Source organism: Streptomyces sp. NBC_01352 (assembly GCF_036237295.1).
Classification (GTDB): domain Bacteria; phylum Actinomycetota; class Actinomycetes; order Streptomycetales; family Streptomycetaceae; genus Streptomyces; species Streptomyces plumbiresistens.
On sequence record NZ_CP108354.1, the window covers coordinates 6,652,832 to 6,667,936 of the forward strand.

Annotated in this window: 17 protein-coding genes, 1 tRNA gene and 1 riboswitch; of the genes, 12 read left to right on the forward strand and 6 right to left on the reverse strand. The window is 69.2% G+C overall.

The genetic code is table 11. The annotated features are described in order from the left end of the window. Nucleotides 1–50: 50 nt before the first annotated feature. The 3 genes from rph to rdgB all read left to right on the forward strand — a co-directional run bounded on the left by rph (nucleotide 51) and on the right by rdgB (nucleotide 1,998). Nucleotides 51–788, forward strand: a complete 738-nt coding sequence (gene rph / locus OG252_RS30965) for a ribonuclease PH (protein WP_266438964.1) — start codon at nucleotides 51–53, stop codon at nucleotides 786–788. 155 nt (nucleotides 789–943) lie between these two features. Next, the gene (locus OG252_RS30970) at nucleotides 944–1,348 is read left to right on the forward strand and encodes a hypothetical protein (RefSeq protein ID WP_266438967.1); all 405 of its coding nucleotides are present in this window, start codon (nucleotides 944–946) and stop codon (nucleotides 1,346–1,348) included. 47 nt (nucleotides 1,349–1,395) lie between these two features. After that, nucleotides 1,396–1,998: an RdgB/HAM1 family non-canonical purine NTP pyrophosphatase gene (gene rdgB / locus OG252_RS30975; RefSeq protein ID WP_329340199.1), complete on the forward strand. Its 603-nt coding sequence runs from the start codon at nucleotides 1,396–1,398 to the stop codon at nucleotides 1,996–1,998. Between the two features lie 54 nt (nucleotides 1,999–2,052). Here the strand turns inward: rdgB and OG252_RS30980 are convergent. The 3 genes from OG252_RS30980 to OG252_RS30990 all read right to left on the reverse strand — a co-directional run bounded on the left by OG252_RS30980 (nucleotide 2,053) and on the right by OG252_RS30990 (nucleotide 3,458). Next, nucleotides 2,053–2,137 (reverse strand) — tRNA-Leu (locus tag OG252_RS30980). Further along, the gene (locus OG252_RS30985; RefSeq protein ID WP_329340200.1) at nucleotides 2,137–2,811 is read right to left on the reverse strand and encodes an HNH endonuclease; all 675 of its coding nucleotides are present in this window, start codon (nucleotides 2,809–2,811) and stop codon (nucleotides 2,137–2,139) included. The genes OG252_RS30980 and OG252_RS30985 overlap by 1 nt, the downstream gene beginning before the upstream one ends. Beyond that, nucleotides 2,808–3,458: an HNH endonuclease signature motif containing protein gene (locus OG252_RS30990; protein WP_329340202.1), complete on the reverse strand. Its 651-nt coding sequence runs from the start codon at nucleotides 3,456–3,458 to the stop codon at nucleotides 2,808–2,810. Before OG252_RS30990 ends, OG252_RS30985 begins: the two co-directional genes overlap by 4 nt. A gap of 149 nt (nucleotides 3,459–3,607) precedes the next feature. Between OG252_RS30990 and OG252_RS30995 the strand changes: the two genes are divergently transcribed. Next, the gene (locus OG252_RS30995; RefSeq protein ID WP_329340204.1) at nucleotides 3,608–4,117 is read left to right on the forward strand and encodes a GNAT family N-acetyltransferase; all 510 of its coding nucleotides are present in this window, start codon (nucleotides 3,608–3,610) and stop codon (nucleotides 4,115–4,117) included. Here the strand turns inward: OG252_RS30995 and bcp are convergent. Then, complete coding sequence (gene bcp, locus OG252_RS31000; protein ID WP_329340205.1) at nucleotides 4,098–4,565, reverse strand: thioredoxin-dependent thiol peroxidase; 468 nt, start codon at nucleotides 4,563–4,565, stop codon at nucleotides 4,098–4,100. The two genes, OG252_RS30995 and bcp, sit on opposite strands and share 20 nt — an antisense overlap. Nucleotides 4,566–4,658: 93 nt before the next feature. Between bcp and OG252_RS31005 the strand changes: the two genes are divergently transcribed. From OG252_RS31005 to sugE, 3 genes are all read left to right on the forward strand, one after another. Next, nucleotides 4,659–4,988, forward strand: a complete 330-nt coding sequence (locus tag OG252_RS31005; RefSeq protein WP_266438978.1) for a DUF3618 domain-containing protein — start codon at nucleotides 4,659–4,661, stop codon at nucleotides 4,986–4,988. Nucleotides 4,989–5,054: 66 nt separating this feature from the next. Then, nucleotides 5,055–5,411 carry a GroES family chaperonin gene (locus OG252_RS31010; RefSeq protein WP_266438981.1) on the forward strand — a complete coding sequence of 119 codons (357 nt, stop codon included), beginning with the start codon at nucleotides 5,055–5,057 and terminating at the stop codon, nucleotides 5,409–5,411. Nucleotides 5,412–5,502: 91 nt separating this feature from the next. Further along, nucleotides 5,503–5,570: riboswitch (guanidine-III (ykkC-III) riboswitch) on the forward strand. A gap of 35 nt (nucleotides 5,571–5,605) precedes the next feature. Then, nucleotides 5,606–5,926, forward strand: a complete 321-nt coding sequence (gene sugE / locus OG252_RS31015) for a quaternary ammonium compound efflux SMR transporter SugE (protein ID WP_266438984.1) — start codon at nucleotides 5,606–5,608, stop codon at nucleotides 5,924–5,926. On the opposite strand, the gene OG252_RS31020 is transcribed toward sugE, so the two are convergent. Continuing rightward, nucleotides 5,923–8,313, reverse strand: coding sequence for a transglycosylase domain-containing protein (locus OG252_RS31020; protein ID WP_329340209.1), 2,391 nt, complete (start codon nucleotides 8,311–8,313; stop codon nucleotides 5,923–5,925). The genes sugE and OG252_RS31020 overlap by 4 nt on opposite strands. A 213-nt stretch (nucleotides 8,314–8,526) precedes the next feature. On the opposite strand from OG252_RS31020, the gene OG252_RS31025 reads away from it, so the two are divergent. The 4 genes from OG252_RS31025 (at nucleotide 8,527) to OG252_RS31040 (ending at nucleotide 12,127) form a co-directional block, all read left to right on the forward strand. After that, nucleotides 8,527–9,327, forward strand: a complete 801-nt coding sequence (locus OG252_RS31025) for an ABC transporter permease (RefSeq protein WP_329340210.1) — start codon at nucleotides 8,527–8,529, stop codon at nucleotides 9,325–9,327. 121 nt (nucleotides 9,328–9,448) lie between these two features. Then, nucleotides 9,449–10,213: an ABC transporter permease gene (locus OG252_RS31030; protein WP_266448451.1), complete on the forward strand. Its 765-nt coding sequence runs from the start codon at nucleotides 9,449–9,451 to the stop codon at nucleotides 10,211–10,213. A 6-nt stretch (nucleotides 10,214–10,219) separates the two neighbouring features. Then, a complete protein-coding gene (locus tag OG252_RS31035) occupies nucleotides 10,220–11,221 on the forward strand; it encodes an ABC transporter ATP-binding protein (protein ID WP_266438992.1) in 1,002 nt (333 codons plus the stop codon). Between the two features lie 75 nt (nucleotides 11,222–11,296). Continuing rightward, complete coding sequence (locus OG252_RS31040) at nucleotides 11,297–12,127, forward strand: DUF1707 SHOCT-like domain-containing protein (RefSeq protein WP_329340213.1); 831 nt, start codon at nucleotides 11,297–11,299, stop codon at nucleotides 12,125–12,127. Between the two features lie 21 nt (nucleotides 12,128–12,148). Here OG252_RS31040 and OG252_RS31045 read toward each other — a convergent pair whose 3' ends face one another. Continuing rightward, complete coding sequence (locus OG252_RS31045; protein WP_329340215.1) at nucleotides 12,149–13,519, reverse strand: SGNH/GDSL hydrolase family protein; 1,371 nt, start codon at nucleotides 13,517–13,519, stop codon at nucleotides 12,149–12,151. A gap of 194 nt (nucleotides 13,520–13,713) precedes the next feature. On the opposite strand from OG252_RS31045, the gene OG252_RS31050 reads away from it, so the two are divergent. Continuing rightward, a complete protein-coding gene (locus tag OG252_RS31050; RefSeq protein ID WP_266438998.1) occupies nucleotides 13,714–15,051 on the forward strand; it encodes a DUF445 domain-containing protein in 1,338 nt (445 codons plus the stop codon). Nucleotides 15,052–15,105: the final 54 nt, after the last annotated feature.

Genomic DNA, 15,105 nt, shown 5'->3' on the forward strand with positions numbered 1-15,105 from the left:
TTCCCACCGGGGGAGGGACCCCTTCCGCAGGTACGGCTAGGCTCAACGCCATGTCTCGAATCGACGGCCGCACCCCCGAACAACTCCGCCCGGTCACCATCGAACGCGGCTGGAGCAAGCACGCCGAAGGCTCCGTCCTCGTCTCCTTCGGCGACACCAAGGTCTTCTGCACCGCCTCCGTCACCGAAGGCGTCCCGCGCTGGCGCAAGGGCAGCGGCGAAGGCTGGGTCACCGCCGAGTACTCCATGCTCCCCCGCGCCACCAACACCCGCGGCGACCGCGAATCCGTCCGCGGCAAGATCGGCGGCCGCACCCACGAGATCAGCCGCCTCATCGGCCGCTCCCTGCGCGCGGTCATCGACTACAAGGCCCTCGGCGAGAACACCATCGTCCTCGACTGCGACGTGCTCCAGGCCGACGGCGGCACCCGCACCGCAGCGATCACCGGCGCCTACGTGGCACTCGCCGACGCCGTCTCCTGGGCCCAGGGCAAGAAGCTGATCAAGGCCGGCCGCCAGCCCCTGACCGGAACGGTCAGCGCGGTCTCGGTCGGCATCGTCGGAGGGGTCCCGCTGCTGGACCTCTGCTACGAGGAGGACGTCCGCGCCGAGACCGACATGAACGTCGTCTGCACCGGCGACGGACGCTTCGTCGAGGTCCAGGGCACCGCCGAAGCCGAACCCTTCGCGCGCGACGAACTCAACGCCCTCCTCGACCTCGCCGTCACCGGCTGCACCGACCTGGCCGCCCTGCAGCGCAAGGCACTTGATACGGTCCTCGAAAAGTAAAGGACGCACCAAGAAGGACGGCCGCCGGTCGCAACCCGGCCGCCCGTCCTCGCGTCACTACGGGTACGGGCGTGCGGCTCACCGCTGTACGCCCGGCCAGCATGAGGGCCGACGGGGACTGTCCCAGGGCCCTGCCAACGGGAGGGAACAGATCCATGGCCGCGAGCCGACGCCGCCGCAGTCGCCGAATCGCCATCGTCGCAGCGGTGGCCGCCGTCGGACTGACGACCGGCCTCACCACCGGTTGCGACGCCGTGAACAAGGCACTGGACTGCGTCCAGACCGCCGACGCCATCGCCGACAGCGTCACCGACCTCCAGCAGGCCGTGGAGAGCGCGTCCAACGACCCGACGCAGCTCGAGGAATCCCTCGACGCCATCGACAAGAACCTCGACGAAATAGGCGACAAGACCGACAACGCCGACGTCAACAAGGCCGTCGACGACCTCGCGGAGGCCGTCACCAACGTCCGCACCTCCGTCGAGAACGGCGACAGCACCCCCGACCTCAGCCCGATCACGGACGCGGCGGGCGAACTGACGAAGGTCTGCACGCCGTAAGCCGACCGGGAGGCGTACGGGTCATGGAGGCCGGGATACTGACCCCCATGACCCGCCTGATCCTCGCCACCCGCAACGCCGGAAAAATCACCGAACTCCGCGCGATCCTCGCCGACGCCGGCCTGCCTCACGACCTCGTCGGCGCCGACGCCTACCCCGACGTCCCCGACGTCAAGGAAACAGGCATCACCTTCGCCGAGAACGCCCTCCTCAAAGCCCACGCCCTGGCCCAGGCGACAGGCCTGCCCGCCGTGGCCGACGACTCCGGCCTCTGCGTGGACGTCCTGAACGGCGCCCCCGGCATCTTCTCCGCCCGCTGGGCAGGCCGGCACGGCGACGACCGCGCGAACCTGGACCTGTTGCTGGCCCAGCTCTCCGACATCGCCGACGAACACCGGGGCGCGCACTTCGCATGCGCGGCGGCGCTTGCCCTGCCGGACGGCACGAAGAGGGTGGTCGAGGGCCGACTGCGGGGGCTGCTGCGTCACACACCGGTCGGCACGAACGGCTTCGGCTACGACCCGATCCTCCAGCCGGAGGGGGAGACGCGGACGTGCGCGGAGATGAGCGCCGAGGAGAAGAACGCGATCAGCCATCGGGGGAAGGCGTTCAGGGGGTTGGTGCCGGTGGTTCGGGAGCTGTTGGGTTGAGGATCCTACGGCAACGGCCTGCGCATCGATCCTTCGATTCGCAGGCCGTTTATGTGCGGCGGAAGGGATTCGAACCCTCAAGCCCGGTCAGGGGCCACAGTACCTAAAACTGCTGTGTCGCCAATTGCACCACCGCCGCTAGCCGTCTGCCATCGTACCGGGAGCCGCTCGGGGCTTGTTGCCTCCCCTGCACCAGGTGCTGGTGATCGCGTGACAGTTGGGGCAGAGCAGCCGCAGATTCTCGCGCCTGTCGTCCCTCCAGTCCCCGTTGATGTGGTCGATCTCCAGGCTCATGGGCTTGCCGAGCCATTCCGGGCCAGTGCCGCACCTGGCGCACTCTTCGGCTGTGCCAACCTCGTTGAGTGCTCGGCGTAGGCGCTTTGTCGTCGTCCGCTGTTTGCCCTCGTGCAGTACCAGAACATCCTCAGGCCGTTTAGCGTTCGGGGCCGGCCTTCCCCGCTGGTGTGCCTGCCCCAGGAAGTGCGCCGTCGTCAGGTCATCGTCGGCGATCCACTTGCGAAGCTTCTTCCGCTGCGCACCGTTGTCCGCACAGCCTAGGTTGCGTAGCGCCTCCGCCAAGGAGGAGGACGCGGTGACGGCTGCCCGCAACTCTTCGCGTGTTGGCCGGGCGGATCGGCCGCAGGGGGCGAAGTGTGAGATGTCGATGCCGAAGTGGGCGAATCGCCTGGTGAGGTACTTGCGGAGGTAGCCGTATGGACGGGTGCCGAAGAAGGCAATGACCTCGTCCAGGTCGGAACATCGAGCTGCTGCCTCGACCAGGCGCTCATGGGTGTACTGCACGCCGCTGGTCACGAGGCGCGCCCCTTGCCGCGTCCGCGGTAACTGTCCGTCGTCGAGTGGCAGTTGGGGCACAGAAGCCTCAGGTTCTCGATGCGGTTGTTCCGCCAGTTGCCGTCGATGTGGTCGACCTCAAGGGGGAGCGGCTCTCCGAGCCACACTCCTTCGATCCCACACAAGGCGCAGCGCTCCTCCATGCCCATCTCGCCCATCGCCCGCTTCAGACGGTTGCTCGGGACCCGCATGGCGTGGGCCGACATGTCCTCGGTGAGGATCTCCTCGGCAGTCCGACGGCGCTGGTTGTGCCGCTGCCGCTCCGTGCGGACCGCTGGCGTGAAGTGGGAGGTGTTGATGCCGTAAGCCTTGATGCGACGCGAGATGTGCGTGTGGTGACCGCCGACCACATCGAGCCCGAGTCGCCGTAGAACCTCGTTGACGCTCGACGACGCCGCGACCGTCGGCTCAAGGATCTCCCTCGTCCACTTGGCTCCCTCGCGCTCGAAGTGCGAGACATCCACCCCGAGTTTCTTCATCCGTTGGGAGATGTACCGCCGTTTCCAGCTCTTCGGATCCACCCCCAATCTCCCGCACGCCTCCGACAACGTCCGCGCCCCCCGAGCCGCCTCTTCCAACCGCTCTTTCGGATACGCACTGGCCCCCATCGTTCCCCTCCGATCCCGGCCACGCGTTCGTGGCCCGTACGGAGTAACGGACCGGTTATCGGACAGTCACGCTCGGAACGTAAAGGCGGTTGATATGCTTAGTGGTGAGGCCTTCCAGGTGCGGACTTGTCCGCTCGGGAGGCTTTTTCATGACCTCAGCAGAGTTGAACGTCCGACCAGCAACCATCGCCGATCGCCCCACCGTCGAACGCCTCTGGCTTCTCTTCCGGCATGATCTGTCCGAGTTCGGGGGGCAACTGCCCAACCCTGACGGGACGTTCCGGAGGGAGCGGTTGGAGGCTGCCTTTTCAGGGGACGTCGACTGGGCGCCGTATCTCTTCAGCCTGGGTGGGCAGCCCGTCGGGTTTGCCTTTGTGCGGGGGCTTCGTGGGCCGACCCGCGTGCTCAACAGCTTCTTCGTCGTGCGGGGGGTGCGGAGGAGTGGGGTGGGGCTGCGGGCCGTGCGGGAGGTTGTGGCCCGGCATCCCGGGGAGTGGGAGGTCGCCTTTCAGGACGCCAACCCCGGTGCCGTTCGGTTCTGGCGGCGGGTGGCCGGCGAGATCGACCCGGGGGAGTGGACCGAGGAGCGCAGGCCGGTGCCCGAGCGGCCCGACCTGGCTCCTGATGTGTGGGTGTCGTTCAGATACCCAAGTCCTTGATGACCTTCGCCACGTGGCCCGTCGCGCGGACGTTGTACAGGGCCCGTTCGACCTTGCCCTCCTCGTCCACGATGATCGTGGAGCGGATGACGCCCATGTAGGTCTTGCCGTAGTTCTTCTTCTCGCCGTAGGCGGCGTAGGCCTCGGTGACGGTCTTGTCGGGGTCGGCGAGGAGGGTGATCTTGAGGGATTCCTTCTCGCGGAACTTGGCCAGCTTCTCCGGCTTGTCGGGGGAGATGCCGATGACGTCGTAGCCCGCGCCGGCCAGCAGCTCGAGGTTGTCCGTGAAGTCGCAGGCCTGCTTGGTGCAGCCGGGCGTCAGGGCCGCCGGGTAGAAGTAGACGATGACCTTGCGGCCCTTGTGGTCGGACAGGGACACCTCGGTGCCGTCGGCGTCGGGGAGGGTGAAGGCGGGGGCCAGGTCCCCGGGCTGGAGTCGCTCGCTCATCGGTCCAGCGTAACGGGGAGCCTGACGGTGCGATCCGGCGTCGAGCTGACAGACTGTCCGGAACAAGCATCAGCTGACTTCGGAGGCCGTACGGTGGCGGACACGTCGGACACGAGAACCCCGGCGCAGATCGAGGCGGACATCAAGCGCCGCCGCGAAATGCTGGCTGAGACGCTCGACGAGATCGGGGTGCGGGTGCACCCGAAGACGATCGTGGGCGATGCCAAGGCCAAGGTCGTCTCCAATATCGATCACACGCTCGGGCGGGCCTATGTCGGGGTCAATCGGGCCGTGAGCGATGTGAAGGCGCAGTTCGTCGACGAGGAAGGCGCGCCTCGGCTGGAGCGGGTCGTGCCGGTCGCGCTCGTGGTCGTCGGGCTCGTGGGGCTGCTCGCCCTGGGGACCCGGCGGCGTAAGGGCTGAGCGAGGTCTGGGCGAGGGCTGACCCTCCGGCCTCCTGGGCCGGCGAAGGCAGGTAGGTTCAGAGACGTGAGCGCCAAGAGAAACCAGCACAGCGACCAGCACGACAAGCTGCCCATCCGGATGCTGCACGACCGTGTACTCGTGCGGCAGGACGCCAGCGAGGGCGAGCGGCGTTCGGGTGGCGGGATTCTGATTCCGGCCACCGCGGCCGTCGGTCGCCGGCTGGCCTGGGCGGAGGTCGTCGCGGTGGGGCAGAACGTGCGGACGGTGGAGCCGGGTGACCGGGTGCTGTTCGATCCGGAGGACCGGGCCGAGGTGGAGGTGCGGGGTATCGCCTACGTGCTCATGCGTGAGCGTGATCTGCACGCGGTGGCCGCGGACCGGTTCGAGGGGTCCGAGGACTCGACAGGCTTGTATCTGTAGAGCCGATCTGTAGAGCCGTAGAACCTTGCTGTACCTGTGAAACAGCGGCCGAAAGGGCCGGTGACCATCGTCACCGGCCCTTTCTGCTGCCCCTTTGCTACATTCGGAAGAGACCCGACGAGACGCGCCGTACCGGGACGCAGGCAAAGACGACGCCCCCGAAGTCAAGGACGTTCGTCTCGGAGGTGCCTGTCATGGCCTGGGTTCTGCTTCTCGTCGCCGGTCTGCTCGAGGTCGGCTGGTCGATCGGTATGAAGTACACCGACGGTTTCACGCGGCTGGTCCCCAGCCTGTTCACCGGTGCGGGCATCGTCGCGAGCATGCTGTTGCTGTCGTACGCCTCCCGGTCCCTGCCCATCGGTACCGCGTACGGCGTGTGGGTCGGGATCGGGGCGGCCGGGGCGGCGGTGTTCGGCATGGTGGTGCTGGGGGAGCCGGCGACCGCCGCCCGGATCTTCTTCGTGTGTCTGCTGCTGGTGGCCGTGGTGGGGCTGAAGGCGACCTCCGGGCACTAGCCCGGGCCCGCTCCGGTCGTCGTGCCGCCGCCCGTCGTGCCTTCGGTGTCGCCGCCGGTGGTGTCTCCCGTGGTGCCGCCGGTGGCCGGGTCGCCGCCGGTGGTGTCGCCGGTCGTTCCGTCGGTCGTGCCGCCGTCCGTGGTCGGGGTGCCGCCGGTGGTCGTGTCCCCGGTCGTGCCGCCGGTCGTCGTGTCTCCCGTGGTGCCGTCGGTGGTGCCGGTGCTGGGGTCGCCGGTCTGGCTCCCGGTCTGGCCCTCGGTGTCCTGGCCGCCGGTGGTGTCTCCGGTGGTGCCGCCGGTGTTCTCGTCGCCCGTGGCGGGGTCGGAGGGGACGTCGGTGACGGGGGGCTGGACCACGTCGGCGCCCGGCTGGAGTTCGAGGTCGAAGTCGGTGACCGGCTCGCCCTTGAGGGCGTCCTTGGTGAACTGTGCCCAGATCTCGGTGGGCGCCCCGCCGCCGTTGATCCGCTCCAGGCCCATCGCGCCGTACAGCGACTTGTGCGCGGCCGTCACCGGGTCCTGGCCCATGACGGAGACGACGGTGGCGAGGTCGGGGGTGTAGCCGGCGAACCAGGCGGCGGTGTCCTCCTCGGCGGTGCCGGTCTTGCCCGCGGCGGGGCGGCCGGCGGCCTGGGCGGCGGTGGCGGTGCCGCCCTCGACGACGCTCTGCAGGATGGAGGTGGTGGTGTCGGCGGCTTCGCGGCTGACGGCCTGCCTGGTCTTCTTCGCCGGCAGCTCGATGGCGTTCGTGCCGTCCTTGGTGATCTTCTCGATCATCGTGTACGTGCCGTGCTTGCCGTGGTTGGCGAGGGTGGCGTAGGCCTGGGCCATGTCGAGGACGCTGGCGGTGGACGGGCCGAGCGCGATGGAGGGGGAGGCGGTGAGGTCGGGGGTGTCGGCCGGGAGGCCGAGGTCGATGGCGGTCTCCTTGACCTTGTCGGAGCCGACGTCGACGGCCATCTGCGCGTACACCGAGTTGACGGACTTGTCGGTGGCCTCGCGGACGGTGATGTTGCCGTACGAGCCCTGGTCCTCGTTCTCGGGGGCGTAGGTGCCGCCGTCCCAGCCGACGATGGGCCGCTTGTTGGTGCCGTCGTAGATGGTGTTCGGGGTGATCGTGCGGCCGTCCTGCGTCTGGGAGTCGTTCTCGACGGCGGAGGTGAACACGAACGGCTTGAAGGTGGAGCCGACCTGGAAGTCGCCGCGGGTGGCGTTGTTCGTGTACTGCTTCACGTAGTCGATGCCGCCGTACATCGCGACGACCTTGCCGGTCTTCGGGTCGACGGCGGCGCCGCCGGCGCGGACGTAGGTGTCGACCTTGCGGTTCTTCTTGTCGAGCTTGTCCATCAGCTGGTCGTTGACGGCGTCGACGAAGGCGTCCTGCTTGGGCTTCTGCAGGGTGGTGGTGATGCGGTAGCCGCCGACGGCGAGCTGGTCCTTGTCGAGGATCTTGTTCTCGGTGAGGTAGTCCTTGATCGCGTCGACGATGTAGCCGCGCTGTCCGGACATGCCGGTGGAGACGGTGGCTTCCTTCGGCATCGGGAACTTCATGCCGGCGCGCTCGGAGGCGCTGATCCAGCCCTTGGTGACCATGCCGTCGAGGACGTAGCTCCAGCGGCCCTGGGCGGCGGCCTTGTTCTCGGGGTGGGCGACGACGTCGTACTCGCTGGGCGCGTTGAGCAGTGCGGCGAGGTAGGCGCCCTTGGCCGGGTCCAGGTCGGTGGCGTCGATGCCGTAGTAGGCCTGGGCGGCGGCCTGGATGCCGTAGGCGTTGCGGCCGAAGTAGCTGGTGTTGAGGTAGCCCTCGAGGATCTGGTCCTTGCTCTCGGTGCGGTCCAGCTTGATCGAGATGAAGAACTCCTTCACCTTGCGCGTGACGGTCTGTTCCTGCGCGAGGTAGTAGTTCTTGACGTACTGCTGGGTGATCGTGGAGCCGGACTGCTTGCCCTTGCCGGTCGCGGTGTTCCACCCGGCGCGGAGCATCGCCTTGGGGTCGATGGCGGACTCGGAGTAGAAGTCGCGGTCCTCGGCGGCCAGTACGGCGTGCTGGGCGTCCTTGGAGACCTGCGCGAGGCTGACGTTCTCCCGGTTGACCTCGCCGTCCCGGGCGAGCTGGCTGCCGTCGGCGTAGAGGTAGACGTTGCTCTGCTTGGTGGCGAAGGCGTTGGCGGCCGGGATCTTGACCAGGGAGTAGCCGAGGAAGAACAGGCCGGCCAGGACCAGCACGCCGATGACGAAGGTGCCGAGCACCATGCGCCAGGTGGGGATGATCCGCCGCCAGCCGGTGCGCTTGGGCCGCTTGGGCTTGCCCTCGGGTTCGGCGGCCGCTTCCGGCTCTCTCGGTGCCCAGCCCTGGGTCGGCTGCTGCGGCTGCGGCTCGTCGCTCATGTCGTGCACGGACTCCTGTTTCGCGTCTTACGTTCCCGTACGTCTCGTACGCCTTGTGCGCCCCCAGTTGAAGACTCTCGCACCACGCGTTCCGTTCCCGACAATCGGCACGCGCGTGCCCGGAAAATGCGTGGCGTGGCCCACAGCCTGCGGACTAGGCTCCTGCGCTTCGGTGTCGGAACAGGGCCGGGCGGGCGAGGAGGGCGGTGTGCCGTGGATACGGCGCGGTTGTACGCGGCGGTCGCGGCGGGTGGTTTCCGACGGTACGCGACGTATCGGGTGGCCACGGCCGCGGGGGTGTTCACGAACACCGTCTTCGGGCTGATCCTCGTCTACACGTATCTGGCGTTGTGGGAGGAGCGGCCGCATCTCGGGGGGTACGACCAGGCGCAGGCGGTGACCTTCGTGTGGCTGGGGCAGGCGCTGTACGCGACGCTGGCGATCCAGGGCGGCGGCTTCGAGAACGAGTTCATGGAACGCATCCGCACGGGTGACGTGGCCATCGACCTGTACCGGCCGGCCGACCTCCAACTGTGGTGGCTGGCGAACGACTTGGGGCGTGCGCTGTTCCAGCTGCTGGGGCGCGGTGTGATCCCCTTCGCGTTCGGGGTGCTCTTCTTTCCGACCGCGCTCCCGGACGATCCGATGACATGGCTGGCCTTCCTGGTCGCTCTCGTGCTCGCGATGATCGTCAGCTTCGCGATCAGGTTCCTGGTAGCGCTGAGCGGGTTCTGGCTGATGGACGGCACCGGCGCGCTGCAGGCGCTGATGGTCACCGGCATCTTCTGCTCGGGGATGGCGCTGCCGCTGAACGCGTTCCCGGGGGCGCTGGGCGATGTCGTACGGGCGCTGCCGTGGGCGGCCCAGCTTCAGATGCCCGCCGACGTGCTGATGGGGGAGACGGCTGCGCTGCCCGCCTTCGCTTTCCAGGCGGTGTGGGCGGTGGTGCTGCTGGCGGCCGGGCGGCTGGTGCAGGGTGCGGCGACGCGGCGGGTGGTGGTCCAGGGTGGGTGAGGGCGATCCTGTGGTGGCGGACGGGCGGGTAGTGGCGGACAGCCGGGCGAGGGAGAGCATCCGTGTGGCGGGGCGTAACCCGGTGCTGGAGGGGCTGCGGGCCTACCGGCTGATCTCCGCGATGTGGATCCGCTCCACGCTGGCCTACCGGGTGTCCTTCGTGATGACCGTGCTCGGGGGCCTGCTGGTGACGGGGCTGGACTTCGTCGCGATCCTGCTGATGTTCTCGCAGGTCGACGTGCTCGGCGGCTACACGCTGCCCGAGATCGCCTTCCTGTACGGGCTGTCGGCGACGTCCTTCGGGATCGCCGACCTGACGATCGGCTCGGCGGGCCGGCTGGGCACGCGGGTGCGTGACGGCACGCTCGACACGCTGCTGGTACGGCCCGCGCCGGTGCTGGCCCAGGTCGCCGCGGACCGTTTCGCGCTGCGCCGGGTCGGGCGGATCACCCAGGGGGCGCTGGTCCTGGGCTACGCGCTGGTCGCGCTGGACATCGGCTGGACGCCGGTCAAGGTGCTGATGGTGCCGTTGATGCTGGTCTGCGGCGGGGTGATCTTCTCCGCGGTGTTCGTGGCGGGCGCGGCCTTCCAGTTCGTGGCGCAGGACGCGTCCGAGGTGCAGAGTGCCTTCACCTACGGCGGCCAGACGCTGTTGCAGTACCCGCCGACCGTGTTCGGCAAGGAGCTGGTGCGCGGGGTGACCTTTGTTTTCCCGGTGGCGTTCGTCAACTGGGTGCCCGCGGCCTACGTGTTGGGGCGGTCGTATCCGCTGGGGCTGCCCGAGTGGACGGCGTTCGCGCCGCCGCTGGTGGCGGCGGCGAGCTGTGCGCTGGCGGGACTGGCGTGGCGGACGGGGCTGCGGTCGTATCGGAGTACGGGAAGCTGAGGACTGATGGATACGGCGTTCATCGAACTGGACCGCGTCGAGAAGGTCTTCGACGTGCGCAAGAAGACCGGCTTTCTGAAGCGGGAGCGGCGTCAGGTGCGGGCGGTCGACTCGATCTCCTTCACCGTGCCGCGCGGCGAGATGGTCGGTTACATCGGACCGAACGGTGCCGGGAAGTCGACGACGATCAAGATGCTCACCGGCATCCTGACGCCGAGCGGCGGCCGGCTGCGGGTGGCGGGTATCGACCCGTCGCGGGAGCGGTCGCGGCTGGCGCACCGGATCGGGGTGGTGTTCGGGCAGCGTACGACGCTGTGGTGGGACCTTCCGCTGATCGACTCCTACCGGCTGATGCACCGCATGTACCGCATCCCGGACGGCCGTTACCGCGAGAACCTCGGCCGGCTCGTCGAACTCCTCGAACTCGGCGAGTTGTTGGACGTGCCGGTGCGGCAGCTCTCGCTCGGCCAGCGGATGCGCGGCGACATCGCGGCGGCGCTGCTGCACGACCCGGAGGTGGTGTACCTCGACGAGCCGACGATCGGGCTGGACGTCGTGTCGAAGGCCAAGGTGCGGGAGTTCCTGCGGGAGTTGAACACCGAGAACGGCACGACGGTGCTGCTGACCACGCACGACCTCCAGGACATCGAGCAGTTGTGCTCGCGGGTGATGGTCATCGACCACGGGCGGATGATGTACGACGGTCCGCTCGCCGGTCTGCACGAGGCGGGGGAGAGCGAGCGGATCCTGGTGGTCGACCTGGAGCGCGAACTGCCGCCGATCGAGGCGCCGCCGCCCGCGCGGGTGGTGAAGGTGGAGGGGCCCCGGCAGTGGCTGGCGTTCCCGGCGTCGGCGTCGGCTGCGCCGCTGGTGGCGCGGATCGCGGCGGAGTACCCGCTGGTGGACCTGTCCGTGCGGGAGCCGGACATCGAGGCCGTGATCGCGAAGATGCTGCATTCAATGGGGGACACCCCCAAACCCCCGCCGGAGCGGGCGACGACCGCATAGTGGCTGCGGTAGCGGCTGCGGGCGCGGGCGCGGCTGCCGTAGTGCCCGTCGCCCGGAACTCGTAGGCTGGCGGGTATGACCGAGGATGCCCCGGAGCTGCGCGCCTCCGACGCCGATCGTGAACGAGTCGCCGAGGTCCTGCGGGACGCCCTCGCGGAGGGGCGCCTCGACATGGAGGAGTTCGGGGAACGGCTGGACGCGACGTACAAGGCACGCACGTACGGCGAGCTCGCACCGATCACCCGTGACCTGCCGTCCGGCCCGGGCGGCGCCCCCGCTCCTCGGATCTCGATGACCAAGGAGCCCGCGCAGAGCGGGAGTTGGGCGGGGCGGATCGTCGGCGGCGAGGGGTCGTCGACGTGGGCCGTGGCGATCATGTCGGGCTTCCAGCGCAAGGGGCGCTGGACGGTGCCGAGGCGGTTCAACTGCTTCGCTTTCTGGGGCGGCGGCGAGATCGATCTGCGCGAGGCGAACTTCGCGGACAGCGAGGTCGAGATCAACTGCATCGCCATCATGGGCGGGATGCAGGTGATCGTGCCGCCCGGCGTCGAGGTCCTCGTGCGCGGCCTCGGCATCATGGGCGGCTTCGACCAGCGCGAGGAGGGCGTGCCGGGCGACCCGGGCGCCCCGCGCGTGATCGTGACGGGCTTCGCCTTCTGGGGCGGCGTCGGCGTGGAACGCAAGCTCACCCGCGCCGAGCGGCAACGCCTGAAGGAGGAGCGCCGCCAGGAGAAGCTGGACCGCAAGGCGTCGCTGCGTGAGCTGGGTGAGTCCTCCCGGGACGAGCTCCACGACTCCCACCGCAGGATGCTCGAAGGCCACCACGACCTGATGCGGGACCGCAGTCGTGAGCGCCGGGAGGAACGCCGGGAGGAGCGGGACCGGCGGCGCCGCCGGGAGTACTGACCCCTGCCCCTCCCGGAAAGATCACAGCTCCGCCGGTGCCGCGCCCTTCAGGTCGTCCAGGTCGATGGCCGCGGCCATCCGCTCGTAGCCCTTGTCGCTGGGGTGGAGGTGGTCGCCGGAGTCGTAGTCGGAGCGGAACTTGCGGGGGTTGTAGGGGTCGCGGACGGCCTTGTCGAAGTCGGCCACGGCGTCGTAGACCTTGCCCGAGCGGATCTCCGCGTTGATCTGCCGGCGTACGGACTCGCGGGCGTCGGTGTAGCCGCGGTGGCCGCCGAAGGGCATGAGGGTCGCGCCGATGACCTTGATGCCGCGGGCGTGGGCCTGGTCGACCAGGGTGCGCAGGCCGTCGAGGATGGCGTCGGGGTCGGCCAGTCGGGGGTTGCGGAGGATGTCGTTGATGCCGAGGTCGATGATCACGACCTTGACGTTCGAGCGGCCGAGGACGTCCCGGGCGAAGCGGGCGACTCCGGCCTGGTTCTCGGCGATGGGGGTCCCCCCGCTCGAGCGAAGCCGAGAGTGGGGGAGGCCGAGGCCGTCGACGAGGACCTGGTTTCCGCCGATTCCCTGGTTGACGACGCTGTAGCGGGGCACGTTCCGGCCCGCCTCGATCGCCGAGCGCAGCCGCCGGGACAGGAGGTCGGTCCAGCGGTGGTTGGCGTTGGTCGTGGAGCCGACGCCGTCGGTCAGCGAGTCGCCGAAGGCGACGACGGTGCCCTCGGCCTCGTCGCTGAGCACGTCCAGCGCGGTCAGGTAACGCCAGTACTCGGTCTGCTCGGTGTACGCGGTCCCAGTCGGGTCCTCGGTACGGTCGCCCTCGGCGGCGTACGAGATCTGGCGGGCACGCGGGTGGTAGGTGACCGGGCCGGACTGAACGGGGGAGTAGGTGGTGACCAGGACGTCGCTGCCCGCCGGGATGCGCAGGACGACGGCGTCGCTGAGCACCTGCTGCCCGGCCGGGACGACGACGAGGGTGTTGCCGCCGAAGGTCAGGCGCCGCATGGTCTGCGCGGCCGCCTCGGCGGTTTGGGCACCGGCCGCGAGGGCGATCGACGCGTGGGTGATGGTCAGCGGCGACTGGCCGTAGAGATTGGACAGCGTGACGCGGGCACTCGTACCGCCGATGCTCGCGTGGACGACGTTGCGCACCGAGCGGCCCGCCATGCCGTCGGTCTCGGTGCCGGGCTCGCCGCCGACCGGGGAGGCGGACCAGGTGCCGACCCAGACGCCGGTGGAGGCGGGGGCGGCGGAGTTGTGGGGGGCGCGTCCGCCGGCCAGCGTGGTGCGCTGATGCGTACCGTCGTCGGTTGCCACTCCGACGTAGATGGCGGTGGACAGGGCCACGATCATGGAGAGGATCGCGGCGAGCAGGGCGTATCCATGACGCCGGGTCATGCGGTGTTGTTCTCCTCGGGCGATGGGAGCCCAAGGCTCCGATCTGATGAGCCCATGATGAGCCATGGGCTGGGGAAAACTGACAGGACCCCGCCGCGTTCCCCCGACCGGACAGACGCCGGGAACTCTTGTTCCGTTCCAGGAGTCGGTCGGGAAGGGACAATGTGTGAGGGATCACCGAACGGGTGGAGCGGATGGAACGTACGGAAACGGGATCAACCGGTGCCGAAGGGCAGCATGCCCGCCCCGGCGCCTTCACGAACCGCGCCATGAACACGTTCAGCGAGGCCGATGAGGAGAAACAGCGCGGCGTACGCCGGATGAAGCTCACCGCGACCGGGATGCTGCTGTTCGTGGCGCTGGTGTACGTCCTCGCCAAGTGGGCCTCCCACCAGGGCGCCGGCGCCTGGGCGGGCTATGTCGCCGCGGCCGCCGAGGCCGGCATGGTCGGCGCGATGGCCGACTGGTTCGCGGTCACCGCCCTCTTCCGGCACCCGCTGGGCCTGCCCATCCCGCACACCGCGATCATCCCCACCAAGAAGGACCAGCTGGGGGTGTCGCTGGGCGAGTTCGTCGGGGAGAACTTCCTCTCCGAGGACGTCGTACGCCAGCGGCTGCGCGCCGTCGGCATCGGCAGCCGGCTCGGCGCGTGGCTGGCGGACCCCGAGCACGCGGACCGGGTGACGGCGGAGCTGTCGGCGGCGCTCAGGGGCGCGCTGACCGTCCTGCGCGACTCGGACGTCCAGGCCGTGGTCGGCGAGGCGATCACGAGAAGGGCCGACGCGCAGGAGATCGCGCCCGGCATAGGCAAGATGCTGGAGAAGGTCGTCGCGGACGGCGGCCACCGTCGCGCCGTCGACCTGATCGTCTCCCGCGCGCACGACTGGCTGATCCTGCACAGCGACTCCGTCATGGACGCCGTACAGGGCGGGGCGCCCGGCTGGACCCCGAGGTTCGTCGACAAGCGGGTCGGCGAACGCGTCTACAAGGAACTGCTGCGCTTCTGCGCCGAGATGCGGGACATGCCCTCCCACCCCGCTCGCGGCGCCCTCGACCGCTTCCTCACCGACTTCGCCTCCGACCTCCAGTCCGACACCGACACGCGCACGCGGGTCGAGCGGCTCAAGGGCGAGGTGCTGGGCCGCGGCGAGGTCCAGGACCTGATCGCCTCGGCCTGGACCGCCGTACGCTCCATGATCGTCTCGGCCGCCGAGGACGAGCGCAGCGAGCTGCGCCTGCGGGTGCGGGCCTCCCTGCTGTCCCTGGGTGCCCGGATGGCCGCCGAACCGAAGATCCAGGGCAAGGTCGACGGCTGGGTGGAGGGCGCGGCGGTGTACGTCGTCACCACCTACCGCAAGGAGATCACCTCCCTGATCACCGACACCGTGGCGGGCTGGGACGCCGAGCACACGACGAAGAAGATCGAGGCGAACATCGGCCGTGACCTGCAGTTCATCCGCATCAACGGCACGGTGGTCGGTTCGCTGGTCGGGTTGTTGATCTACACGGTGTCGCGGGCGCTGGGGGCGTAGCCGCGTCGGTCGAGGGCACTCGATCCGGGTTCTCGCTCGATGAGGAGGGAGCCC